23 protein-coding genes are annotated in these 24,464 nt (G+C 69.6%); 6 read left to right on the plus strand and 17 right to left on the minus strand.

The window, feature by feature from the left end; genetic code table 11:
• The 10 genes from U4012_RS32880 to hutH all read right to left on the minus strand — a co-directional run.
• On the minus strand, positions 1-291 hold a 291-nt coding region (locus tag U4012_RS32880; RefSeq protein ID WP_321803835.1), incomplete at its 3' end, for an aminotransferase class III-fold pyridoxal phosphate-dependent enzyme.
• Positions 292-329: 38 nt separating this feature from the next.
• The gene (locus U4012_RS32885) at positions 330-1,667 is read right to left on the minus strand and encodes a glutamine synthetase family protein (protein ID WP_044847659.1); all 1,338 of its coding nucleotides are present in this window, start codon (positions 1,665-1,667) and stop codon (positions 330-332) included.
• 12 nt (positions 1,668-1,679) lie between these two features.
• Entirely contained in the window at positions 1,680-2,486 is an 807-nt protein-coding gene (locus U4012_RS32890) for a gamma-glutamyl-gamma-aminobutyrate hydrolase family protein (protein ID WP_321803836.1), read from the minus strand.
• A gap of 730 nt (positions 2,487-3,216) precedes the next feature.
• Positions 3,217-4,014 (minus strand): N-formylglutamate deformylase, encoded by a 798-nt coding sequence (gene hutG / locus U4012_RS32895; protein WP_321803837.1) that lies wholly within the window; start codon positions 4,012-4,014, stop codon positions 3,217-3,219.
• A 60-nt stretch (positions 4,015-4,074) separates the two neighbouring features.
• Positions 4,075-5,451 carry a formimidoylglutamate deiminase gene (locus tag U4012_RS32900; protein ID WP_321803839.1) on the minus strand — a complete coding sequence of 459 codons (1,377 nt, stop codon included), beginning with the start codon at positions 5,449-5,451 and terminating at the stop codon, positions 4,075-4,077.
• A gap of 151 nt (positions 5,452-5,602) precedes the next feature.
• Complete coding sequence (hutI, locus tag U4012_RS32905) at positions 5,603-6,826, minus strand: imidazolonepropionase (protein WP_321803841.1); 1,224 nt, start codon at positions 6,824-6,826, stop codon at positions 5,603-5,605.
• Between the two features lie 4 nt (positions 6,827-6,830).
• Positions 6,831-7,442 carry a HutD family protein gene (locus U4012_RS32910; protein ID WP_321803843.1) on the minus strand — a complete coding sequence of 204 codons (612 nt, stop codon included), beginning with the start codon at positions 7,440-7,442 and terminating at the stop codon, positions 6,831-6,833.
• A 2-nt stretch (positions 7,443-7,444) separates the two neighbouring features.
• Entirely contained in the window at positions 7,445-9,133 is a 1,689-nt protein-coding gene (gene hutU, locus U4012_RS32915) for a urocanate hydratase (protein ID WP_321803845.1), read from the minus strand.
• Positions 9,134-9,172: 39 nt separating this feature from the next.
• On the minus strand, positions 9,173-9,868 hold the full coding sequence (gene hutC / locus U4012_RS32920; protein WP_044847652.1) for a histidine utilization repressor: 696 nt from the start codon (positions 9,866-9,868) through the stop codon (positions 9,173-9,175).
• 4 nt (positions 9,869-9,872) lie between these two features.
• Complete coding sequence (gene hutH / locus U4012_RS32925; protein WP_321803848.1) at positions 9,873-11,396, minus strand: histidine ammonia-lyase; 1,524 nt, start codon at positions 11,394-11,396, stop codon at positions 9,873-9,875.
• Between the two features lie 225 nt (positions 11,397-11,621).
• On the opposite strand from hutH, the gene U4012_RS32930 reads away from it, so the two are divergent.
• Complete coding sequence (locus U4012_RS32930) at positions 11,622-12,542, plus strand: glutamate/aspartate ABC transporter substrate-binding protein (RefSeq protein WP_321803850.1); 921 nt, start codon at positions 11,622-11,624, stop codon at positions 12,540-12,542.
• 21 nt (positions 12,543-12,563) lie between these two features.
• On the opposite strand, the gene U4012_RS32935 is transcribed toward U4012_RS32930, so the two are convergent.
• Together U4012_RS32935 and U4012_RS32940 are read right to left on the minus strand one after the other, a co-directional pair.
• Positions 12,564-13,316, minus strand: a complete 753-nt coding sequence (locus U4012_RS32935) for a 4'-phosphopantetheinyl transferase family protein (RefSeq protein WP_044847650.1) — start codon at positions 13,314-13,316, stop codon at positions 12,564-12,566.
• Between the two features lie 143 nt (positions 13,317-13,459).
• A complete protein-coding gene (locus tag U4012_RS32940; protein WP_321803853.1) occupies positions 13,460-14,521 on the minus strand; it encodes an alpha/beta fold hydrolase in 1,062 nt (353 codons plus the stop codon).
• Between the two features lie 118 nt (positions 14,522-14,639).
• Here U4012_RS32940 and U4012_RS32945 point away from each other — a divergent pair, with 118 nt between their 5' ends.
• The 3 genes from U4012_RS32945 (at position 14,640) to U4012_RS32955 (ending at position 17,243) form a co-directional block, all read left to right on the plus strand.
• Complete coding sequence (locus U4012_RS32945; RefSeq protein WP_321803855.1) at positions 14,640-15,581, plus strand: LysR substrate-binding domain-containing protein; 942 nt, start codon at positions 14,640-14,642, stop codon at positions 15,579-15,581.
• A gap of 316 nt (positions 15,582-15,897) precedes the next feature.
• Positions 15,898-17,130 (plus strand): MFS transporter, encoded by a 1,233-nt coding sequence (locus U4012_RS32950; protein WP_321803857.1) that lies wholly within the window; start codon positions 15,898-15,900, stop codon positions 17,128-17,130.
• Positions 17,121-17,243, plus strand: a complete 123-nt coding sequence (locus tag U4012_RS32955) for a hypothetical protein (RefSeq protein ID WP_044847646.1) — start codon at positions 17,121-17,123, stop codon at positions 17,241-17,243. The genes U4012_RS32950 and U4012_RS32955 overlap by 10 nt, the downstream gene beginning before the upstream one ends.
• 34 nt (positions 17,244-17,277) lie before the next feature.
• On the opposite strand, the gene U4012_RS32960 is transcribed toward U4012_RS32955, so the two are convergent.
• The gene (locus U4012_RS32960) at positions 17,278-18,762 is read right to left on the minus strand and encodes a deoxyribodipyrimidine photo-lyase (protein ID WP_321803859.1); all 1,485 of its coding nucleotides are present in this window, start codon (positions 18,760-18,762) and stop codon (positions 17,278-17,280) included.
• A gap of 370 nt (positions 18,763-19,132) precedes the next feature.
• On the opposite strand from U4012_RS32960, the gene U4012_RS32965 reads away from it, so the two are divergent.
• Together U4012_RS32965 and U4012_RS32970 are read left to right on the plus strand one after the other, a co-directional pair.
• Positions 19,133-19,612, plus strand: a complete 480-nt coding sequence (locus U4012_RS32965) for an SRPBCC domain-containing protein (RefSeq protein WP_124572084.1) — start codon at positions 19,133-19,135, stop codon at positions 19,610-19,612.
• A 13-nt stretch (positions 19,613-19,625) separates the two neighbouring features.
• Positions 19,626-20,078, plus strand: coding sequence for a nuclear transport factor 2 family protein (locus U4012_RS32970; protein WP_321803862.1), 453 nt, complete (start codon positions 19,626-19,628; stop codon positions 20,076-20,078).
• Positions 20,079-20,147: 69 nt separating this feature from the next.
• Here the strand turns inward: U4012_RS32970 and U4012_RS32975 are convergent, their stop codons facing one another.
• The 4 genes from U4012_RS32975 to U4012_RS32990 are packed head-to-tail and all read right to left on the minus strand — an operon-like array spanning position 20,148 to position 24,283.
• Positions 20,148-21,134, minus strand: a complete 987-nt coding sequence (locus U4012_RS32975) for a hypothetical protein (RefSeq protein ID WP_044847643.1) — start codon at positions 21,132-21,134, stop codon at positions 20,148-20,150.
• 17 nt (positions 21,135-21,151) lie between these two features.
• Positions 21,152-21,943: an SDR family oxidoreductase gene (locus U4012_RS32980; RefSeq protein ID WP_321803864.1), complete on the minus strand. Its 792-nt coding sequence runs from the start codon at positions 21,941-21,943 to the stop codon at positions 21,152-21,154.
• 40 nt (positions 21,944-21,983) lie between these two features.
• Positions 21,984-23,177, minus strand: a complete 1,194-nt coding sequence (locus U4012_RS32985; RefSeq protein ID WP_321803866.1) for a sulfotransferase — start codon at positions 23,175-23,177, stop codon at positions 21,984-21,986.
• Positions 23,174-24,283, minus strand: a complete 1,110-nt coding sequence (locus U4012_RS32990) for a DUF1214 domain-containing protein (RefSeq protein ID WP_321803868.1) — start codon at positions 24,281-24,283, stop codon at positions 23,174-23,176. Before U4012_RS32990 ends, U4012_RS32985 begins: the two co-directional genes overlap by 4 nt.
• Between the last annotated feature and the right edge of the window lie 181 nt (positions 24,284-24,464).

A 24,464-nucleotide genomic window follows, 5' to 3' on the forward strand; every position in this document is an offset into this window, starting at 1 on the left:
AAGCTGGCGATATGCGGCATCGGCAAGTTCCTTGCGGCCGTAGCCGACGTTCACGCACCAGAGGCCGGCCATCCCGTCGATGACCTTGTTGCCGTCCGAGTCCCACAGATAGACGCCGTCGGCCTTTACGATCACGCGGCTGCCCGCGCGATTGAGCGCACCCATGTCCGAGAAGGGATGGATGTGGTGCGCGGCGTCGAGCGCGCGGTATTCGGCGGTCGAGCGTGCCTGCGTCGTGCGGGCAGCAAACGCGGCGGGCTGGATCCACGCGGGTTCGTTACGGTACGTCATGTTTCCTCCGTCGTTCCTTGATGCGGTCGTGCGCACGCTCACACGTGCAGCAGCAGATGGCGGCGTTCCCACGAACTGATCACGCGGAAGAACGCTTCGTATTCGGTTTCCTTCAGCGCCAGGTACGCCTTCACGAACTTGTCACCGAGAATGCCGGCGAGCGGCGTGCACGCCGCCATCAGCGAGATGCCCTCCTCGAGGTTGCGCGGCAGCTGGTACGGCAGGTCGTAGCCGTCGGACGCGATCGGCTCGGTCGGCGCGAGCTGCTGCGTGAGACCGAGATAACCGGCGGCGAGCGTCGCCGCGAACGCGAGGTACGGGTTGCAGTCGACGCCCGGAATCCGGTTCTCGATGCGCCGCGCGACCGGCGTCGACTGCGGGATGCGAAAGCCGACCGTACGGTTGTCGTAGCCCCACTGCACGTTGATCGGCGCGGCCATGAAGCGCGACAGGCGGCGATACGAGTTGATGTACGGTGCGAAGATCGGCATTAGCGCGGGCGTATATTTCTGCAGGCCCGCAAGATAGCTTTGGAACATCGGCGACACGACGCCGCCGTCGTCGGCGAACAGGTTGCGGCCGGTGTGCACGTCGGCGAGGCTCTGGTGGATATGCATCGCGGAGCCCGGCTCGTTTTCCATCGGCTTGGCCATGAACGTCGCATACATATTGTGGCGCAGCGCCGCCTCGCGCACCGTGCGCTTGAACAGGAACACCTGGTCGGCGAGCGACAGCGCGTCGCCGTGCACGAAGTTGATCTCCATCTGCGCAGCGCCGACCTCATGGATCAGCGTCTCGATGTCGAGCCCCTGCATCTCGCAGTATTCGTAGATGTCCTCGAACAGCGGATCGAACTCGTTGACGGCCTCGATCGAATACGACTGACGGCCGGTTTCCGCCCGCCCCGTGCGCCCGACCGGCGGACGCAGCGGCAGGTCGGGGTCGGCGTTCATGTCGACCAGATAGAACTCGAGTTCAGGCGCGACTACGGGCTTCCAGCCCTTTTCCTTGTACAGGTCGAGCACGCGGCGCAGCACGTAGCGCGGCGAAATCTCGACCGGCGAACCGTCGAAATGCACGCAATCGTGGATCACCTGCGCGGTCGGGTCGACGGCCCACGGAATCAGGCAGATCGTCGACGGATCGGGCACGCACACCATGTCGGGATCGGTCACGCCGGTCAGCGTGCCGTCCTCCGGATAGTCGCCGGTGACGGTCTGCACCATCACGGCCTGCGGCAGGCGCATCGATTCGCCGGACTCGAATTTGTTGCGCGGAATGATCTTGCCGCGCGCGATACCGGCCATGTCGGGAATGATCGCCTCGACTTCGGTGATGCGGTGCTGGCGCAGGAATTCGCTCAGTTCGGGTTGCATGATCGGCCTCGTTCAGTCGATGTCGGATGCAGCCGGCGACGGCATGGTGCCGCCGGCCGCATGAATGCGGTGGGTCATGCGCGCGCGGCACGCCGCGCCGAATGCCGCGAAGATGTCGCGCGACAGCGATTGCTCCGCGTGGCGCCATTCGGGATGCCACTGCACGCCGAGCGCGAACGCGCGCGCGCCGCGCACGCTCACGGCCTCGATCAGCCCGTCGGGCGCGCTCGCCTCGACCGCGAGGCCCGCGCCGAGCCGCGCGATGCCCTGGTCGTGCAACGAACTGACCATCGCGTCGTGCGCGCCGTGCGCGATCCGTTGCAGCAACCCGCCCGGCGCGAGCTGCACGCGGTGCGCGGCGCCGTACTGCCGCTCGAGCGGATCGCCGTCGCGCTCGCGATGATCGTGGAAGCCCGCGCTCGCATGCAGTCGCTGATGCAAGGTGCCGCCATACGCGACGTTCAGCTCCTGCATGCCGCGGCAGATCGCGAGCACCGGCACGCCCGCATCGATCGCCGTGCGGATCAGCGGCAGCGCGGTCGCATCGCGCGCGGGATCGTGCAGGGTATCGGGCGCGCTCGCCGGGCCGCCGTAGTGATGCGGCTCGACGTTCGAATAGCTGCCGGTCAGCAGCAGCCCGTCGATCGCCGCGACGATCGCGTCGACCGGCTGCCGCGCACCCAGCGCGGGCAGCACGAACGCCAGCGCGCCGGCACCGTCGACCAGCGCGACGAGATACTTCTCCCCGGCCGTGTGGTTCGGATGGGCGCCGCGCATGACGCGATCGGCGGTGACGGCTACGAGCGGGCGCGGTCGCATGATCGCCTCCGCGATAAATGCGCGACGCTTGCGGACGCGCAGGACGATGGCGGCCCGCGATGGCGCTGCACGCGTCCACGCGCGATCGTGCCGCTCGGACGGTGCGGCAACGGGCGGTGCGATCCGATGCGAAAGCGGAAAAGGACGCTAGGGCAACAATGAAGCGCTGCCGTCGCACTGCACCGCGCTGAACACGTGTGCGGTGACGACATTGAAGCGGCGCAGGCCGCGATGGGGCACAGCGAAGAAGCGGGGCTCGCGTATGGGGGCGGCGCGCGTGCCGCGCTCAGCATGCCGGATCGGCCCGGCCTGAGGCGGCGCGCCCGCCGACGGACTTCGGGTCCGGCGTATCGAAGGGCTGGCGGCTTTCACGATCGTACTCGACTGACTGATGAAGGCAGGACACGTGTCGCGATGAAGCGGGGGCGGCAATGCCGCGCGACGACACGTCGGCAAGGTGTCTCGCAACGGATTCCGGCGCGGTGCGGCGCTGATCGACGCCGTCGCGGCCGGGGCGCGCGTGACGACTTCCTGACATTCAGCTTATATCACCTAAAAATTGCGTCAAATTTTCAGGTACCGATCCCGACATCGATCAGACGAAAAAAAAAACGGCATCGACCGCTCGGGTCGATGCCGTTTTGTGCGATGCACCAATGTGCGCCTTGCCAGCCGGCCGGCCGTGGCGCGACATCGCACCGTGCCGCCGCACGCCGCGCGCGCCGACGGATCAGCGATGCGCGAGCGCGGTTTCGACGAGCGTCTGCAGCAGCGGCACGATCCGCGCGGCGCGCGCTTCGTCGTACGCATACGGACGCGTCTCTTCCATGTAAGTGATCTGCGACAGCTCCAGCTGCACGGCTTCGACGCCGGTCGCGGGCACGCCGTAGTGGCGCGTGATGTAGCCGCCCTTGAAACGCCCGTTCGCGACGGCCGTATAACCGCCGTGCGCGCTCACGCATGCGGCCAGCGCCTCGGCAAGGCCCGGTGCGGCGCTCGCGCCGCTCGACGTGCCGAAGTTGAAGTCCGGCAGGCGGCCCTCGAAGAAGCGCGGCACGTGCGAGCGGATCGAATGCGCTTCCCACACGAGCACGCGGCCGTGCTCGCGCTTCAGGCGCGCGATCTCGCCTTGCAGCGCGTCGTGATACGGGCGCCAGTAGAGGTCGCGACGGCGCATGATCTCGTCGTTGCCGGGCAGCGCGCCCGCCGGATACAGCGGCGCCTTGTCGAACGTATCGACCGGCACGAGCCCCGTCGTGTCCTGCCCCGGATACAGGTTCTCGTTGTCGGGCGGACGGTTCAGGTCGACGACGTAACGCGCGTGCGACGGCACGAGGATCGACGCGCCGAGCGTCGCCGCGAAGCCGTACAGGCGCTCGAGGTGCCAGTCGCAATCGTCGACGAAGCGCGCGTCGGGCGTCATCGTCGCGGCGATGTCGTCGGGGATGTGGGTGCCTGCGTGCGGAATCGAGATCAGCAGCGGCAGCGTGCCCTGCTTCAGCGTGAATACAGCCGGTTGTTCAGTCATGTCGCCTCACCGTAAAAGTCGGCCGGCGCACGCGCGCGGCGTGCGCCGGATGCCGCGCATTCAGCGCAGCAGTTGCGCCAGCGCGGCGCGGTAGTCGGCATAAGCTGCGGCTTCGTCGCGATGGCGGCGGCCGCTCACGACGCGCTCGCCGCCGGTATAGACGTCGAGCACCGGCGTGTCGCCGTGCTCGGCAAACACCGCTCCCGACAACCACGCCGTGCTGTCGTGCTCGGCAATCGCCGGATGATCGGGATCGAGCACGAGCCAATCGGCGCGGCAGCCTTCACGCAGCGCGCCGATGCGCCGCCCGCTCGCCTGCGCGCCGCCCGCGAGCGACGCGTCGAACAGCCGGTCGGCGACATGCGCCTGCGTGTCGCTCGCGAGCACGTTGCGCGCGCGATGCACGAGCCGCTGCCCGTATTCGAGCAGGCGCAGTTCCGAGCGCCAGTCGACCGACGCATGGCTGTCCGAGCCGACGCCGATCACGCCGCCCTGCGCGAGATAGTCGAGCGCCGGGAACACGCCGTCGCCGAGGTTCGCCTCGGTGGTCAGGCACAGGCCGGCCACCGCGCGACGCTTCGCGAGCGCGGCCGTTTCGCCCGCATCGACGTGCGTCGCGTGCACGAGGCACCAGCGCGCATCGACGTCGAAACGATCGAGCAGCCATTGCACGGGACGCGCACCGTACGCGCGCACGCAATCGTCGACTTCGGCCGTCTGTTCGGCGATATGGATATGCACCGGCGCGTCGTCGGGCAGGCCTTCGAGCAGCACGCGCAAGCCATTCTCGGACACCGCGCGCAGCGAGTGCGGCGCGACGCCGTAGCGCAGGCCGCCGTGCTCGGGCGCGACGCGGCGCATCGCGTCGAGCAGCTCGAGCAGGCCGTCCGGCGTATTGATGAAGCGGCGCTGGTCGTCGCGCGGCGGCTTGTTGCCGAAGCCGGCGAACTGGTACGACACGGGCAGCATCGTGATGCCGATGCCGGCCGAGCGCGCGGCATCGACCACGCGCGCACCGAGTTCCGCGATCTGCGGATAGCGCGAGCCGTCCTGCGCGTGATGCACGTAGTGGAATTCGCACACCGACGTGTAGCCGCACTTCAGCATCTCGACGTACAGCCAGCGCGCGATCGCCGCGAGCGCGTCGGGCGTGATCTTCAGCGCGAAGCGGTACATCAGGTCGCGCCAGCTCCAGAAGCTGTCGGCGGGATTCGCGCGATATTCGGTGAGCCCCGCCATCGCGCGCTGGAACGCGTGCGAATGCAGGTTCGGCATGCCGGGCAGCACGGGCCCGGCCGCGCGCGCGACGCCGGCCGGCGCGTCGGTGTCGGGCGTCACGTCGGTCAGCGTGCCGGCCGCGTCCCAGCGCAGCAGCACGTTGCGGCGCCAGCCATCGGGCAGCCGGGCATGGTCCGCGAACAACATAGAGTCGGTCATCGTGAGTCCTTGTTGGCCGGATTCGGCGCACTGAAGCGTCGGTCCGGTCCCAAGCCCCGGTTGGCAGGAGGCGGCGCGTCGGCGCCCGCTTCCGCTCCGTGGCGATCGGCCGGACCGGCGCTTCAGCGCCGCGTCCGGCCCTCCGCTAAAACTAGCCGTTCATCCGGCGAAACACCGTCGCGCCGCCGCGCACGACCTGCTCGCACAGCGGCCGGCCGATCCAGTACGCGAGCTCCGACAGCGAGCCGACCGACCAGACCGCGAAATCGGCCTGGCGGCCGATCTCGAGCGCACCGTGACGATCCGCGCGGCCGAGCGCCGCCGCCGCATGGCGCGTCACGCCCTGCAGCACCTCGGGCACCGTCATGCGGAACAGCGTGCAGCCCAGGTTCAGCGTCAGCAGCAGCGATTCGAGCGGCGAGGTGCCGGGGTTGTGATCGGTCGCGAGCGCGATCGGCACGCCATGCTTGCGCAGCAGCTCGATCGGCGGCAATTGCGTTTCGCGAATGAAGTAATACGCGCCGGGCAGCAGCACGGCGACCGTGCCGGCCGCCTTCATCGCCTCGATGCCGGCTTCGTCGAGAAATTCGAGGTGGTCGGCGGACAGCGCGCGATAACGCGCGGCAAGCGCGGTGCCGCCCGCGTTCGACAACTGCTCCGCGTGCAGCTTCACCGGCAGCCCGCGCCGCGTCGCGGCCTCGAACACGCGCTCGGTCTGCGCGAGCGAAAAGCCGATGCGCTCGCAGAACACGTCGACCGCGTCGATGAGGCCTTCGTCGGCGAGCGCCGGCAGCATCCGGCCGCACACTTCGTCGATGTATTCATCCGCACGGCCCGCATATTCCGGCGGCAGCGCGTGCGCGCCGAGGAACGTGGTGTAGACCGTGACCGGGAAGCGCTCGCCGAGCTGGCGCGCGACGCGCAGCATCTTGCGCTCGCTCGCGAGGTCGAGCCCGTAGCCCGACTTGATCTCGATCGCCGTCACGCCGTCGGCGAGCAGCGGCTGCAGGCGCGCGGCGGCCTGCACGAACAGCGTCGTCTCGTCGGCTGCGCGCGTCGCGCGCACCGTCGACACGATCCCGCCGCCCTGCCGCGCGATCTCCTCGTAGCTGACGCCGGCGAGGCGCTGCGCGAACTCGTCGGCCCGCGTGCCGCCGTACACGAGGTGCGTATGGCAGTCGACGAGGCCCGGCGTCACCCACGCGCCGTGCAGGTCTTCCCGCTGCCAGTGCGCATAACCGTGCGGCAGCGCGGACAACGCGCCGAGCCACACGATCGTGCCGGTTTCGTCGACGGCGATCGCCGCGTCGTCGATCGTTTCGTCGGGATGGCCGTGCGGACACAGCCTCAGGTGATGCCAGACAGTCGGTTTCATGCGTTCAGTCTCGTTCGCCGACGGCGAGCGACACGGCGAGCAGCGCGCCGCCTCCGCTCACGACGACGTCAAACGCACGCTGCGGCCCGTCGAGCCGCAGCGTGTCCATTTCCTGCAGTGCGTAGTGCGCGCCGTCGATCTCGACGCCGACCGCGCCCGTCGCGCAGAACAGCAGCACGGTATCGGCGCGCTCGGCGCGGTGCGTGCCTTCGGGCCACACGTCGAGCGTCCCGCGCGCGGCCGAACGGCGCGTCATCAGGTTGAAGTCGCGTGTCGCGCCGTCGTGCAGCGTCGCATCGATCGCCGTTTCGCCAGCGAAGTCCGCACGCGCGAGCGGCGCGTCGAGCACGTGCTTCGCACCGCCCGCTTCCGCGAGCGTCATGCCCGCGCCGGACAGCAGCACGAGCGTGCGGTCGATCCCTTCGAAACGCGAGAACGGACCGGCCGCGCCGACGTCCGCGACGCTCACGCGCCACGCGAACGCATCGAGCGCGGCGCCAGGAGGAAACGCACCGATCTCGCGCGTCACGCCGCCGCCGTTCTTCCACGGCGACGCGACGAGATCCGCCGCGCGGATCATCGTCGCGTTCACCGGCGCCTGGTCGAGCGCCGTCATGCTCAGCGGCCAAGCATCGGCAGCTTCAGGCCGGCTTCGCGGGCCGTCTGCTGCGCGAGTTCGTAGCCGGCATCCGCATGGCGCATCACGCCCGTCGCCGGATCGTTCAGCAGCACGCGGCCGAGACGCTCGTGTGCTTCGGCGGTACCGTCGGCGACGATCACGACGCCCGAGTGCTGCGAGAAGCCCATGCCGACGCCGCCGCCGTGGTGCAGCGACACCCACGATGCGCCGCCTGCGGTGTTCAGCAGGGCGTTCAGCAGCGGCCAGTCGCTCACGGCGTCCGAACCGTCCTTCATCGATTCCGTCTCGCGGTTCGGGCTCGCGACCGAACCGGTGTCGAGGTGGTCGCGGCCGATCACGATCGGGGCCTTCAGTTCGCCGTTCTTCACCATCTCGTTGAACGCCTGGCCGAGGCGATAGCGATCCTTCACGCCGACCCAGCAGATCCGCGCCGGCAGACCCTGGAACGCGATGCGCTCACGCGCCATGTCGAGCCAGTTGTGCAGGTGCGGATCGTCGGGGATCAGCTCCTTCACCTTCTGGTCGGTCTTGTAGATGTCTTCCGGATCGCCGGACAGCGCGACCCAGCGGAACGGGCCCTTGCCTTCGCAGAACAGCGGGCGGATATAGGCCGGCACGAAGCCCGGGAAGTCGAATGCGTTCTCGACGCCCATTTCCAGCGCCATCTGGCGGATGTTGTTGCCGTAGTCGAGCGTGGCGGCGCCGCGCTCCTGCAGCGTCAGCATCGCGCGCACCTGCACGGCCATCGACTGCTTCGCGACCTTCACGATGCTCTGCGGATCGACCTTCTGCGCTTCGCGCCATTGCGCGACGGTCCAGCCTTGCGGCAGGTAGCCGTTGATCGGGTCGTGCGCGCTCGTCTGGTCGGTCACGCAGTCCGGCGTGATACCGCGCGTCACGAGTTCCGCGAACACGTCGGCCGCGTTGCCGAGCAGGCCGATCGACACCGGCTTGCCGGTGCGCTTCGCTTCGTCGATCATGCCGAGCGCTTCGTCGAGCGTCGTCGCCTTCTTGTCGACGTAGCGCGTCTTCAGGCGGAAGTCGATGCGCGTCTCGTCGCATTCGACCGCGATCATCGAGAAGCCGGCCATCGTCGCGGCGAGCGGCTGCGCGCCGCCCATGCCGCCGAGGCCGCCCGTCAGGATCCAGCGGCCCGACGGATCGCCGTTGAAGTGCTGGTTCGCGACCGAGAAGAAGGTTTCATAGGTGCCCTGCACGATGCCCTGGCTGCCGATGTAGATCCAGCTGCCGGCCGTCATCTGGCCGTACATCATCAGGCCCTTGCGGTCGAGCTCGTGGAAGTGATCCCAGGTCGCCCAGTGCGGCACGAGGTTCGAGTTCGCGAGCAGCACGCGCGGCGCATCCTTGTGCGTGCGGAACACACCGACCGGCTTGCCCGACTGGATCAGCAGCGTCTCGTTCTCTTCGAGATCCTTCAGCGACGCGAGGATCTGGTCGTAGCATTCCCAGTTGCGCGCCGCGCGGCCGATGCCGCCGTACACGACGAGCGCGTGCGGATGCTCGGCGACTTCCGGATCCAGGTTGTTCTGGATCATCCGGTAGGCCGCTTCGGCCAGCCAGGTCTTGCAGACCTTCTCGCTGCCGCGCGGCGCGCGGATCGTGCGGGTCGGATCGAGACGGGGATCGATGTGTTTCGGATGGTTCATGACGACTGCTCCCGAAGGAAAATGACTATCAAATAGGAATCAGAAATGCCCGGTGAAGCGATAACGGCTGCCGGGGTGCCACAGATTCGCCACCGAGGCGACGACGCCCTGCGACCAGGTGCGCCGATGTAAAACCAGACACGGCTCGACGTCGTCCATCCGCAGCTGCTCGCGCCGCTCGGGCGCCGGAGCCGCCGCTTCGATCCGGTACTCGACGCGCTGCAGCGGGGCCGCGCGCATCAGGTACAGGTTCGGCGTCGTGTTCGTAAAATCCTGCTCGGCATAATCCGGCGCGACCGCCGGATTCACCCACCGTTCTTCGAGCTGGACGGGTTCGTCATTCTCGAAGTGCAACACCTGCGAATAAAACAGCTTCGCGCGCACGGCCATCTGCATCTCGTCGGCGAGCGCCTCGTCGGCGCGGATCGTCTCGAGGCCGAGTACGCTGGCGCGGTACGCATGCCCGCGCGCGTCGACCTCTTCCGAGATGCTGCGGATCGCGACGAGCGTCGACTCGTACTTCGGCCGCGCGACGTAGGTGCCGGCGCCCTTCATGCGCGTCAGCACCTGCTCGGCCGTCAACTCGCGCAACGCGCGGTTGACGGTCATGCGCGCAACCTTGAACTCGCGGGCCAGTTCGTTCTCGGAGGGCACCTGGTCGCCCTCCGCCCACTCGCCGGCGTGAATGCGGCCCAGGATGAAATCCTTGATCTCCTGGTAGACCGGCGCGCTCATGGGCTTACTGTTCCGATGCGAACGCGAACGGCGCGACCTTCGCGAACGCGCGCTCGCCGACGAGCTTCGCGATCACCGCGATGTCCGGTGCGAAGTAGTGGTCGAGCTCGTAGTGCGCAACCTTGCCGCGGATCGTTTCCATCACCGGCGCGAGCTTCGGGCTCGTGTGGTACGGCGCGCGCAGGTCGACGCCCTGGGCGGCGGCCAGCAGTTCGATCGCGAGGATGTGCTTCGTGTTGTCCGCGATGTCGGCGAGCTTGCGCGCGGCGAACGTCGCCATCGACACGTGGTCTTCCTGGTTCGCCGAGGTCGGCAGCGAGTCGACCGACGCCGGGTGCGCGAGCGTCTTGTTTTCCGATGCCAGCGCGGCCGCCGTCACGTGGGCGATCATGAAGCCCGAGTTCACGCCGCCGTCCTTCACGAGGAACGGGGGCAGGCCCGACAGCGTCGCGTCGATCAGCAGCGCGATGCGGCGCTCGGCCAGCGCGCCGATTTCCGCTGCGGCCAGCGCGAGGTTGTCGGCCGCGAATGCGACGGGTTCAGCGTGGAAGTTGCCGCCCGACAGCACTTCGCCGGTATCCGGGAAGATCAGCGGGTTGTCCGACACGGCGTTCGCTTCGACCAGCAGCACGTCGGCTGCGTGACGCATCTGGTCCAGGCACGCGCCCATCACCTGCGGCTGGCAGCGCAGGCTGTACGGATCCTGCACCTTGTCGCAATCGCGGTGCGACTGGTTGATCGGCGAGCCTTCGAGCAGGTCGCGGTACGACGCGGCCGCGTCGATCTGGCCTTGATGGCCGCGCAGTTCGTGGATGCGGGCGTCGAACGGCTTCACCGAGCCGGCTGCCGCGTCGACCGACAGCGCGCCCGCGACCAGCGCGGTGCGGTACAGGTCTTCGATCGCGAACATGTTGTCGAGCGCCAGCGCGGTCGACGCCTGCGTGCCGTTCAGCAGCGCCAGGCCTTCCTTCGCCTGCAGCGTCAGCGGCGCGAGGCCCGCGACACGCAGACCGTCCAGCGCGCTGGCGCGCTCGCCGCGGATGAACACTTCACCGACGCCCAGCAGCACGGCCGACATGTGCGCGAGGGGTGCCAGGTCGCCCGATGCGCCGACCGAGCCCTTCACCGGGATCAGCGGCAGCACGTCGGCGTTGAACAGCGTGATCAGCGCGTCCATCACTTCGCGACGGATGCCCGAGTGGCCGCGGCCGAGGCTCGACAGCTTCAGTGCCATCAGCAGACGCACCGACGAGCGCGCCATCGGCTCGCCCACGCCGACCGCATGCGACAGCACCAGGTTCTTCTGCAGCAGCTCGAGCTGGTCGTGCGGGATGTGCGTGCTGGCCAGGCGGCCGAAACCCGTGTTGATGCCGTATGCGGGCTCGCCCTTCGCCGCGATGTCGGCGACGGCCTTCGCGCCCGCGTCGATCTTCGCGAAGCTCGCCGGGTCGAGCTTGAGCTGCACGGATTCGCGAGCGATCTTGCGCAGTTGCGGAAGGGTCAGGTGGCCGGGGGTCAACGTAATCATGTGAGCAATCCTGTCTAGACAAGTTCGGGATGGATTGCAGTGTAGCCACCGCGACTTGTCTAGACAACCTGTTTTTCATAATTCCGACTCGGGAGTTTCCCTGATGTCCGGCGCGGCGCGCCGGACCGGCCCGACAGGCCTCGCAATCAACATATGTTGCAATTATTTTGTCTTTGGCAACATACGAATCGACGCTTCCCTACGATCCGCCCACGGAGATCCGCCATGACCATCCCGCCCCGGTTGACTACCGTCCTCGGCCGCGGCCTGCTCGTCGCCGCGTGCGCGCTCGCGTGCGGCGCATCGCTCGCCGCGGAACCGCTGTCGGGCACGCTCGAGAAGGTGCGGCAAAGCGGCCTGATCTCGATCGGCCATCGCGAGACGTCGGTGCCGTTCTCCTATGTCGACGCGAGCGGCAAGGTGGTCGGCTTCTCGCAGGACCTGTGCGACCGCGTGATCGCCGCCGTGAAGGCGCGCACCGGCAAGCCCGACCTGCAGGCGCGCTTCATCCCGGTCACGTCGCAGAACCGCATCCCGCTCGTGCAGAACGGCACCGTCGATCTCGAATGCGGGGTGACCACCAACCTCGCCGCGCGTCACGCGCAGGTCGCGTTCTCGACCACCTTCTTCGTCGCGACGACGCGCCTGCTCACGCGCACGAACTCGGGCATCCGCGACTTCCCCGATCTCGCCGGCAAGACGGTCGTGACGAACCAGGGCACGACGTCCGAACGCCTGCTGCGCAAGATGAACGAGGAAAAGAAGATGAACATGCAGATCATCAGCGCGAAGGACTACGGCGAAGGACGCCTCACGCTCGAATCGGGCCGCGCGGCCGCGTACATGATGGACGACGTGCTGCTCGCCGGCGTGCGCCAGCTCGCGGCGAAGCCGGCCGACTGGGCGATCGTCGGCACGCCGCAATCGTCGGAAGCGTACGGGTTCATGCTGCGCAAGGACGATCCGCAGTTCAAGGCGCTCGTCGACGGCGTGCTCGTGCAGCTGATGAAGAGCGGCGAGATCAACGCGCTGTACGACAAGTGGTTCATGAAGCCGGTGCCGCCGAAGGGGCTCGCGTTCGAGTTCCCGATGAGCGACGTGATCAAGGCGCGCTACGCGGCGCCCAACGACGTACCGCTCGAATGAGCGTCGCGCGCTGAAACGCGGTCAGCGCGCCCACGCGACGCACGCCGCGTAGCCGGGCGCCGCGTCGAGCCAGCCCGCGTCGAACGCGGCCACGCCGGCGGCGGGCGCGGCCGGCTCGACGATCGTCGTCGCGGGCGTCGCCGCATCGCGCGGCGGCACGACCGCGAACGCGCGCAGCCCGCCGACGATGCCGGTGCCGAGCGCCTTCAGCAGCGCCTCCTTCGCGGCCCACACGCGCATGAACGCGTCCGCGCGGGCGGCGAGCGGCAGGCCGTCGAGATACGCAGCCTCGGCGGCCGCGCACACTTCGCGCGTCAGCGCACGCCAGTCGGTCGTGCGGTTGCAGCTTTCGATATCGACGCCGACGCGCCCCGTCGCCGCCCACGCGATGAGCGCGTGATCGCCCGCGTGCGACACGTTGAAATCGAGCGACGCGCGATGCGCGGGATCCAGCGACGGCCGTCCCGATGCGTCGACGACGATCGCGACGTCCTTCGGCGCGATGCCGAGCGCCGCACCGAGCACGTCGCGCAGCGCGGCGCGCGTCGCGGCACTGCGCACCGCATCCTCGTGCCGCAGATAGCGCCCGGCACGCGCCCGCTCCGCGTCGCTCAGCGCCGCGTAGGCCGGCGATGCGAGCGGCACGCGCCAGTCGAAATCGACGCGCGCGACCTGCACGCCGGCACGCGACGCGGCCGGCGGCACATCGAGCAGGTGCACGCGCCACGCGCGGGACAGGTCGTCGGCAATCTCGGAATCGGGTGGAATGGACATCGGCACGCGGCAGCCAGGCGAACGAAACGTTCGATGTTAATCGATCGTACGGGGCGGAGACCACGCGCATCGCGACCGCGATCGTCGGCAGCGGCAGCCGGTGCGACCGTCTCATCGACGCGATGGCCGGGCTGCGCGCGCGTTCACCCGTGCGCGACGGCACCCGGCACGCCGCTTCCCGCCAGCCGCGCACGCTGCGCCGGATGGCGCGCGTGGACGCGGCCCGGCGCATCGGCCGGCAACGCGCCGTGTTGCAGCCAGTCCAGCGCGACGGGCCACAGCGTGTCGGTGAAGCGGCTGTGGAAGAACGCGAAGTGGCCTATCGCGTCGACGCCGATGTCGCGCGGCGCGATCCGCAGGTGCGTGACGTCGCTGCCCGTGTAGTAGCCGATCAGCCGTTCGATCGCGTCGACCGTGCCGAACCCGTCGTCGTCGAGGCCGATCGCGAGCATCGACGCCGGCAGCCGCGCGAAGCGGGCCGGCAGCGCGGCGCGGCTCGCCGCGGGTTCGGCGAGCAGGCCGTGCGTGAAGGCGTCCTCGAAGCGCGGTTGCGCGCGCACCCACGACAGCGCGACGCCGCGCGGCGTGTCTTCCATCCAGCCGAGCCGCTTCGCGGGCACGTAGCCGAATACGGCCGCGAGCGCCGGCATCGCGACGTGCCATTTCCACCACATGCGCCGCCGCTCTTCCGGCCGATAGTCGCGCCAGTACGCATACTGCGCGCCCACCGTCACCACGTGACGCACGTACGCGTTCGACGCCGCGAGCCCGAGCACGCAGCCGCCGATGCTGTGCGCGACGACGTCGAGCGGCTGGCCCGGAAATGCATCGCGCGCGTATTGCAGCGCGGCCTCGCAATCGAGCCGCCCCCAGTCGAGCCAGTTCGCGCGCAGCTTCGCGAGCCGCGCGGGGCGCGAGCCGCCGATCCCGCGATAGTCGTACACGAGCACGTCGCGCCCCTGCGCGAACAGCCAGGCCGCGAAACGGAAGTAGTAGTCGCAGCGCACCGACGTCGCGCAATTGACGACCGTCACCGGCCGCACGGTGCTGCCGCGGTGGCGCCACACGTAGCCGCGCAGCGCATAACCGTCGGCCGCGATCAGCGTCACGGGCTCCGGCGGCAACGCGCCCGCCGGGCGCCCGGGCGCCTGTTCCGGCGCGCGCGTGCTGCACGCGGCCCCGCCTGCTTCGTTCGAAATCGTCATCGTGTCTCCTGTGCGGCGCCGCCTGCCCGGCGCCCGCCCGATCGGCCAGCCTCCATTGAACTTGACGCGCCGGACGTTCTCAACCAATCTTGCTGCTCCGTTCGCATGAGCCCTACGCATGTCAACGCCGCTCGTTCGTCTCCCGTCGCTGGACCTCGTGCGCGGCTTCGTCGCCGTCGGCCGCCGCATGAGCATCACGCTCGCCGCGCAGGACCTGTGCGTCACGCAGTCGGCGGTCAGCCGCCAAGTGCACGCGCTCGAGGCGCATCTCGGTGTCGCGCTGCTGCAGCGCGGCTATCGCAAGATCGCGTTCACGCCGGAAGGCGAGCGGCTGTTCCGCGCCGCCGATGCGGCGCTGCTCAGCCTGCAGGACACCGTCGCGTCGCTCGCCGCCGCACGCGAGCGGCAACCCGTCACGATCACCGCGAGCATCGGCGTCACCGCGCTGTGGCTGCTGCCCAGACTCGGGCGCCTGCAGGCGCGCCTGCCCGACATCGACTTGCGCGTGGCCGCGAACGACAAGGTACTCGATTTGCGCGCGGAAGGCATCGACCTCGGAATCCGCTACTGCCCGCGCGAGCGCGCGCCGGCCGGCGCGCTGCACCTGTTCGACGAGATCGTCGTGCCGGTCGCGCACCCCGCGCTGGCCGCCCGGCCCGTCACCGACGCGGCGGCGATCGCCGAGCACGTGCTGCTCGAATTCGACGGGCCGCCGCAAACCCGGCTGCAGTGGCGTGCGCACCTGCACGCGGCCGGGCTCGGCGACGCGCGCCCGAAGGGCGTGCTGCGCTTCAACCAGTACGACCAGGTCATCCACGCCGCGATCGCCGGCCAGGGCGTCGCGCTAGGCAGGCTCGCGCTCGTTGCGCCGATGCTCGCCGACGGCCGGCTCGCGGTGCTCGGCCCGCACTCGCAGGCGTTGTCGGATGCGTACGGCTACTGGCTGTTCCGGCACGATCCGGCACCGCGCCGCGAAGTCGCCGACGTGCGCGACTGGATTGTCGCGGAAGCGGCCGAATGCGACGCGGCGATGCGCGCGTACGACGTGGCGCAGCGGTAGCCGCGAGCCGCGAGCGAAATTCCGCATCGAGCCGGCGCCGGCGCGGCCTTGCGCACGTACATGAACGCCGCCACGGGCAATGCACCGACGCCCCGTCCCCGCTGCATCGGCCGCCTGTCACGCCGGCTGCATGCGGCGCAGCGGCTTCACGCATCCGGCGTGTACAGCCCGCGTCGCCGACATCATGTCCGAACCGCATCGCATTCCCCGCACGCATGCGAACGCGACCGAATGATCGCTTGAGCGCCCCGGCACCGGATCGTCTAATCGGATCGAACGCGGCCGCCGCGCCGCACGCATCCATCCGGAGACACGCATGACCCCGATCGAACAAGACGCCCGGCGCCGCTGGCTGCCGGTGCTCGCGGGCGGCCTGATCATGGGCGCCGCGCTCGGCATCCGCCACGTGCAGGGACTGTTCCTCGCCCCCGTCACGCTCGACCACGGCTGGTCGCGCGAGGCGTTCGGCCTCGCGCTCGCGCTGCAGAACCTGATCTGGGGCATCGCGCAACCGTTCACCGGCATGATCGCCGACCGCTTCGGGTCGGTGCGCGTGATCGTCGCCGGCATGCTGCTGTACGCGGCCGGGCTCGTCACGATGGCGTTCGCCGCGTCGGCCGGCGTGTTCACGGCCGGCGCGGGGTTCGTGATCGGCGTCGCGCTGTCGGGGTCGGCCTTCGCGTCGATCTACGGCGCGCTGAGCCGCCTGTTTCCGCCCGACCGGCGCGGCTGGGCGCTCGGCGTCGCCGGCGCGATCGGCGGGCTCGGCCAGTTCTGCATGGTGCCGGTCGCGCAGGTGCTGATCGGCGGCATCGGCTGGCAGCATGCCTTCGTCGCGCTCGCCCTCGTCGCCGCGCTGCTCGCGCCGCTCGCCGTGCTGGTGCGCGACCGGCCCGCACAGGCCGCGAGCCGCGCGGACGGCCCCGACCAGTCGATCGGCGCGGCGGTGCGCGAAGCGTTCGCGCATCGCGGCTTCTGGCTGCTGAACGCGGGATTCTTCGCGTGCGGGTTCCAGCTCGCGTTCATCGCGACCCACCTGCCCGCCTACCTGCTCGATCACGGCCTGCCGGCGCGCCACGCCAGCGTCGCGCTCGCGCTGATCGCGCTGACCAACGTGGCCGGCACCTACGCATGCGGCCATCTCGGCAGCCTGCTGCGGCGCAAGTACGTGCTGTCCGTGCTGTACCTCGTGCGCGCGCTGGCAATGGCCGCGTTCGTTGCAGCGCCGTTGTCGCCCGCGAGCGTCTACGTGTTCGCGGCCGTGATGGGCTTCACGTGGCTCGGCACGGTGCCGCTGACCAACGGCGTGATCTCGCAGGTGTTCGGCGTGCGCTACATCGCGACGCTGTTCGGCTTCGTGTTCTTCGGGCACCAGCTCGGCAGTTTCTTCGGCGTCTGGCTCGGCGCGCTCGTGTACGACGCGACGCATTCGTACCTGCCGCTGTGGATCGGCTCGATCGCGCTCGGCGTGCTGGCCGCGCTGCTGCACCTGCCGATCGACGACGCGCGCGTCGCGCGGCCGGTGCCGGGCAAAGCCGCATGGGCGTGATGCGCGCGGCGCTGGCCGCCGGCGCGCTCGCGTTCGTCGCGTGGTGCGGCGCGGCCTACTTCGATTCGGGCGTCGCGCTCGCGCTGCTCGAGCACGCGGCGTTCTGCGACTGACGCGGCGAACCGTGCCGCGCGCAGCGACGGCCGGTCACGCCTGGCGACGCTTCGGCAACGAGGCCAGCGCATCGAGTGCGCGACGGCGCGCGCCGTCGTGATCGACGATCGGCGCCGGATAGTCGACGTCGAGCCGCACGCCGGCCGCCGCAAGCTCCATCGGGGACGCCTCCCACGGCGCGTGGATCGTCACCGCGTCGAGGCCCGCGAGTTCCGGCACCCAGCGGCGCACGTACGCCCCTTGCGGGTCGAACTTCCGGCCCTGCGTCACCGGATTGAAGATGCGGAAATACGGCGCGGCGTCGGCGCCGCAGCCGGCCACCCATTGCCAGTTCGCCGGGTTGTTCGCGGCATCCGCGTCGACGAGCGTGTCGTGGAACCAGCGCTCGCCGGCCCGCCAGTCGATCAGCAGATGCTTGACGAGAAACGATGCGACGACCATCCGCACGCGGTTGTGCATCCAGCCGGTCGTCCACAGCTCGCGCATCCCCGCATCGACGAGCGGGTAACCGGTCAGCCCGCGCTGCCACGCGCGCAGCGCGGCAGGATCGTCGCGCCACGGCATCGCGTCGAACTGCGCCCGGAAGTTGTCGGTCGCGAGCGCCGGAAAGTAATACAGCAGCACATGGCTGAATTCGCGCCAGCCGAGTTCGCTCAGGAACTTCTCGGCGCCGGCCGCGCAGGCCGCACCGCCCGCCTGTGCCGCACCCTGCACCGCATGCCACACCTGTCGCGGCGACAGGTTGCCGAAGCGCAGGCACGGCGACAGCCGGCTCGTCGCCGACCGGTCGGGCCGGTCGCGCGTATCGGCATAGCCGGTCAGCGACTCGACGGAAAACGCGTCGAGCCGCGCCTGCGCGCCGGCTTCGTCGGGTGCCGGCCACGCGTCGCGCAGGCCGCCCGCCCAGTCCGGCGCGTGCGGACGCAACGCGAGCGCGTCGAGCGTCAGCGCGCGTTCGCGCACGCCGGCCGGCCACGGATGAAACGCGATCCGCTCAGGCTCCGGCAGCGGCGCCGCCACCGTGCGATCGCGCCGCACCGCGCGCCAGTATGCGGTGAACACCTGGAACGGCGTGCCGGCGCCCGTCAGCACGTCCCACGGTTCGTTCAGCAGGCTGCCGTTGCTGCTCTCGACCTCGAGGCCGCGCGCCTTCAGCGACGCCTTCAACGCCGCATCGGCATCGCGCTGCGGCTGCGCATAGCGGCGGTTCCAGTACACCGCTGCCGCGCCCGTGTCCTGCGCGACGCGTTCGATCTCGCGTGGCGCATCGCCGCGCAACAGCAGCAGGCGTCCGCCATGACGCGCGAGCGCCGCATCGAGTCCGGCGAGCGACCCATGCAGCCACCAGCGCGCCGCCCCGCCGAGCGCGCGCCCCGCGCCTTCGCCCGTGTCGTCGACGTACACGCATACGAGCGGCCGGCCCGACGCGACCGCGCGCGTCAGCGCGGGCTGGTCGGTCACGCGCAGATCGTCGCGGAACCACACGATGGCAGGAGCAATGGTCGACTTCGCTGGCACGGGCACCTCGAGCAGGAATCTGAAGAGTGACCGGTATTGTCGCGGCAGGTTCGCGCGATGTCGACGTTCGAACCGCACGGCGTACCGCGCGCGTGCGTCGCGTACCGACGCCGACACCGGATCGCCGGCCCGGTGAAACGCCTTAGTCCGTTCCGACGATTCTTCGCCGCACGCACCGGCCTACGCTCGATGTCGGGTTCGCCGCGATGTGCGACGCGCGCCGGCCGCCGGTCAGCCCCATGCATTGCACGGCGCGTCCGCCATGCCGGTCGGCGCCGGCGCGACCCGTTCCGGCTGTCGCGGCGCGTACCCGCCCGTGCGGGCGCAGCCGCGGCCCCCTCCGCTCCCTCACTCATATTCGATACCCGCCATGACCAAACCAGCCAATCTCGTCACCTCGATCACCGTCGCGATCGACGCCCCCGCTGCCGTCGTCTGGGAAGTGCTGACCGACTTCCCGCGCTACGGCGAATGGAACACGTTCTGCGTCGGCCTCGAGACGACCGGCCGGATCGGCGACTTCGTGCACATGCAGGTGCGCATTCCCGGCACGGAGACGGTGATTCCCGTCAACGAAATCCTCGTCGCATACGAGCCCGAACGCCTGCTGTCGTGGGAGCAGCGCCCGACCGACGACAACAAGGACGCCGCGCGCCGCGACCAGTACGTCGAAGCCGACGGCGCCGAGCGCTGCCGCTACTTCACGACCGACCAGTTCCTCGGCCTCAACGCGGAAACGATCATGCGCGAGCACGGCGGCTGGGTGAAACAGGGGTTCGACCAGTGCGCGCGCGACGTGAAGCAGCGCGCGGAAGCGCTGCATGCGGCCCGCCGGCGCAAAAGCGCGTGACGGAGCGCAACCGGTGCCCGACCTGCAGACCCTCTCCGATCATCACGACCTCCGCGAGCTGATCGTCGCGTACTCGAGCGCGATCGATGCGCGCGACTTCGACGCGCTCGATACCGTGTTCATGCGCGACGCGACGATCGACTATCGCGCGATGGGCGGCATCGCCGGCACGTATCCGGACGTCAAGGCGTGGCTGCGCACCGTGCTGCCGCAGTTCCCGCAGTACCAGCACATGGTCGGCAACCTGTCGATCACGCTCGACGGCGACACCGCGCGCGGCCGCACGATCTGTTTCAATCCGATGGAAGTCGCGCTGCCGGACGGCGGCACGCAGGTGATGTTTCTCGGGCTGTGGTACGTCGACCGGTTCGTGCGCACCGCGCAGGGCTGGCGCATCGCCGAGCGCGTCGAGGAACGCTGCTACGGCCACAACGTGCCGGCCGTGCTTGCGAACGCGACCGGCTGAACACCGACACGTCGCACGACGCGCGCGCCGTGGCATCGTTGCACGGCGCGCGTGTCGCAGGCCCTCGGGTCAGTCGAGACGGAACGCCGCTTCGAAGCGCGCGGCGAACGCGTCGAATTCGGTTTCCGGCAGATGGTTGATGCCGCCCGCGCGCTTGCGCCCGCCGCCGGTCGGGAAGCCGCGGCAGAATTCGTCCGCGCCGAGCGCCCGGCCGTCCGGCACGCGCACGCTGACCACGAACCCGCCCTGCGCGCGTGGCGACAGCACCGCGAGCGCCGCATGCGGCGCATTGCGCATCCGCTCGTTCGCGAGCATCCCCGTCGCGCGCCGCGCCCACGGATGATCCGGCATCCTGATCAGCGTCGCGCCCGGCACGTCGCGCAACGGCGCGAGTGCGCCCGCGAGCGCCATGTCGTCGCGATAGCCGTCGCGCAGCGCGGCGAACACCGGCGTGTCGCGCACGAAGTCGAGCGGATCGACGCATGGCAGCATCGCGTCGGCCAGCACGGCCGGATCGAAATGCAGGTCGCCGACGCATTCGCCGTAGGCGTTGTAGTTCAGGTAGAGGCCGAGTTCGGCCAGCGTGCCGCGTTCGGCTGCGTCGATCCCGTATTCGCGCGCGAGCGCGTCGCCGAGCGCCGGCAGTTCGTCGCCGAACGCCGCGACGATCGCCCAGCGCACATGCCGGCCGCCGAGACGGCGGTTCACGAGCGCGCTCGTGCAGACGTCGGCGGCCGTGTCGATATACGCGTCGAAACGCGGATCGCCGGGCAGCTCGCCCGCGAAGTGATGGTCGAAGTAGCGAACCGCGGCGCCATCGCGCAGCAGCCGCGCGCATGCGTCGCGGTTCTGGTCGTGCGACACGTCGAGCACGGTCACGCGGTCGCCGGCCCGCGCGTCGATGCGCTCGAGCAGCCTGATGTCGCGCTTCACGCCGGTCACGAGCGTGCCGCGTTCGCCCTCCGCGAGCCGCAGCTGCTGCAGCGCGCACAGGCCGTCCGCGTCGCCGTTGAACGCGAAGAAGTGGCGCCCCTGTTCCTGTTGTCGTTCCTGCATGATCCGTTGCTCCGTCCTCAGGGCATGAAATCGCCGCCGTTCGCGTCGAGCGTCGCGCCGGTCACCGCGTTCGCGTAATCCGACGCGAGGAACAGCGCCGCGCGCGCGCAGTCGTCGTCGGTCGGCAGCTTCGCGAGCGCGATGTTCGACGCGATCGGCGCGATGATCGCCTCCTCCGTCGTGCCGTACTCGGCGGCCGCCTGCCGGAAATACGTCTGCGTCGGCACGCCCCACATCCAGCCCATGTGGATGCTGTTCGCGCGGATCCCGTGCACGCCGAGCTCGCGCGCCAGGTATTTTGCCGCAACCGCGAGCGCGCCCTTCGATACAGCGTAGCCCGCTTCCCCTGCAAACGGCTTGCGGGTCGCCTGCGAGTTGATCATCACGATCGCGCCGCGCTTCTGCCGCTTCATGTGCGGCACGATTTCCTGCGTGAGCGTCATCGTGCCGAACACGTTGGTGTCGAACACCGCGCGCCAGCCGTCGAGATCGGCTTCCTCGACCGGCTCCGGGAACGTGCCGTGCGCGAACGCGCTGTTCACGAGCGCGTCGATCCGGCCGAAGCGCTCGACCGCCTGCGTCGCGAGCTGCCGGCACTGCGCGCGCTCGGCGATGTCGGTGCGCACCTTCAGCACGTCGCACGCGACGTCGAGTGCGCGGATCCGTGCTTCCGCATCGTCGAGCTTGTCCATCGTGCGTGCCGCGACGACCACGCCGCGCGCGCCCTCGCGTGCCGCCTCGACGGCGAGCTTCACACCGAGCCCCGGCCCGATCCCTGAAATCACGACGATCTTGTCCTTCAGCAACATGGGTTGTCTCCTGGTTATGGTTCGTCTCGCGGGCACGCCGTCAGCCGGCCGCCCGCAGGTGCCGCGCGCGATACGCGGCGAAGTCGTGCGCCAGTTGCGCATCGGTGAAGCCGAAGCGCGCGATCGAGTAATCGTGCGCGGCGCGCTTGTCGCGGCCGTTGCGCGCCATCCAGGCCGTCATCGCCGCGCGCTGCGGCTCGTCCAGCGACATGCCCGCGAAGCGGTACACGGCTTCGGCCACGCCGAGCGGATCCGACACCGTGTCCTCGAACCGCACGTCGAGAAAGCGCTCGGCCGGCAGCGCGTCGCGTGCCGTCATCGCCGCGCCGATCGCGCGCGCCATGCCGGCGTTCCACTGCGCGCCGACCGTGCGCGGATCCGGGTCGTCCGCATACATCTGCCACAGCGTGTGCGCCATGCTCGCCATCGACGGAATCGTCTGTGCCGGGTCGCGATGCGTGAGCACGACCTGTGCCCGCGGAAACACGCGGCACAGCACGTCGAGCGCATGCAGATGCTGCGGCGTCTTCAGCAGCCAGCGCGCGGCCGGCGCAACGCCGCGTTGCGCCTTCTGCCACTGCAGGAACTGCAGCATCCGCTTCAGGTACGTGTAGACCGGCGTCAGGTCCTGCTTCGCGAGCCACGCCGTATAGCCCGGCACGTTCGCGTACGAATCCATCGCGCACACGAACGAATGCTCCATCAGCATGAACTCCTCGTCGGCGAGCATCGCGTCGAGCGGATGGATCGCGAGGATCTGCGGAATGCAGTCGATCATCGTCGCGACCTCGGCCTGCGCGCGCGCGATGCGCACGCTCGGCGCGTCGAGCGTCTCGCCGGCGAGCGGCGCCGGATAGCGCGTTTCCCACCACGCGGCCGAATGAAAGCGCGGGTCGACCGCGAGCAGCCGCTGCAGCAGCGTCGTGCCGGTGCGCGGCAGCCCGACGATCACGAGCGGATCGTCGATCTCGATGTCGGCGATCTCCGGATGACGGCCGAAGTAATCCTCGATAACGAGCCGGTTCACGAGCTGGCCGACGAGCTTCTCGCGCATCATCGCCGCGCCGCGCGCCGACAGCTTCGCTTCGTCGATCAGCGACGCGCACATCACGTCGAGCGCCTCACGATACGGGCCGTCGCCGAACGCGGTGAGGCCGCCCGTGCGCGACACGGCCTCGGCGATCAGCGCGTCGGCGTCGAGCTGGGTGCGGATCGGGTCGAGCGGCGCGTTCATGCGGCCTCCTTCAGCGCGGCGAGCTTGACGACGCGCGTGCGCGGATGCACGGGCTGCGTGGCGCCGACCCAGCGCCAGCAGATCGTGCCGGTGCGATGCCCGGCCGTATCGAGCCAGTTCGCACCGCCCGGCCGCGACGCGGCGACCACCACCGTCACGCCGCCGTCGGCATTGAGCCGCGCGCTGTGCTTGTTCACGCAGATGTCGAAGTGCCGGTAGTCGAGCGACTCCATCCAGTAGTTGTTGAGCTGCACGTTCCAGAAATCGCAGTCGGGCACCGTGTCGACATCGATCACGAGCGCCTCGTCGTCGGCGAGCGACCAGCACGAGTGGTAGTAGTAGATGTTCGGATCGCCGCCGACCGACTGGCACAGCGCCTGGTCCGCAGGCGGTAGCGCGTTCACGTGCGAGCCGTAGCTCGCGGCCCAGTCGGCGAACAGCTTCGCCGTCTGCTCGACGAACTGCGCGGCACGCGTGAGGCCGCCCTGCAGCACAAGCGGATCGAGCGGCGCCGGGCGATCGTGCGCGCCGATGCGTTCGATCTTCAATTGCGCGGGCGTCTCCGCGCGCCGGTCGAGGAAAGTCTGGCGCACGAGCAGCGCGTTCGTGCCGGGCTCCATGCGCACCCAGTTGCCCGCGCGCGGCGTTTCGCACAGCACGATCTCGAAGCTGCCGTCCGGCGCGAGCTCGAGCTGCTTCGCGTCGAGAAAACCCGTCTGCAGCATCTTGCCGTCCGTCTCGTAGCCGCCCTTCTGCGTGCCGAAGCTCAGGTACGCGACCGTGCCGCGCCGCCCCGTCACGCGATATTCGCAGCGGCCGTCGAGGCGCGCGTACTGGTACAGGTTGTCCGGATTGTCGGCGCCGATCTTCGCGGTCTCGTGCGACGGCGAGAAGAAGCCGGGCCACGCGCCGTCCGCGAACTCGACGTGCATTTCGAGCGCGATGCGCATCAGCCGGCTCAGGTAGCGGAATCCTTCCGCGCGCGTGAGCGGATCGTCCGGCGCCTCGGCGCGCAGGATCTGCTCGCCGCAGCGTTTCAGGGTGTCGCAGAAATCGGCCCAGGTCTGGCCCGAAAGCAACTGCGTGGCGCGTGTGTCGTCCGTCATGTGTCGTCTCCGCCGATGGTCGAGCGCTCACCTTAAGCGAGCGCCTCGCGCGCCACTTCGTCCGGGTGGACTAAGGAAAGATCCGCTGCCCGCCGCGCCGCGTGTTAGTCCACCCGGACGAAGAACGGCACCGCCCTCGCTCGATACCGTTGGCGTCATGCACGAAACGCCGCACATGTCG

This window comes from Burkholderia sp. BCC1988 (assembly GCF_905339895.1).
Lineage (GTDB): Bacteria > Pseudomonadota > Gammaproteobacteria > Burkholderiales > Burkholderiaceae > Burkholderia.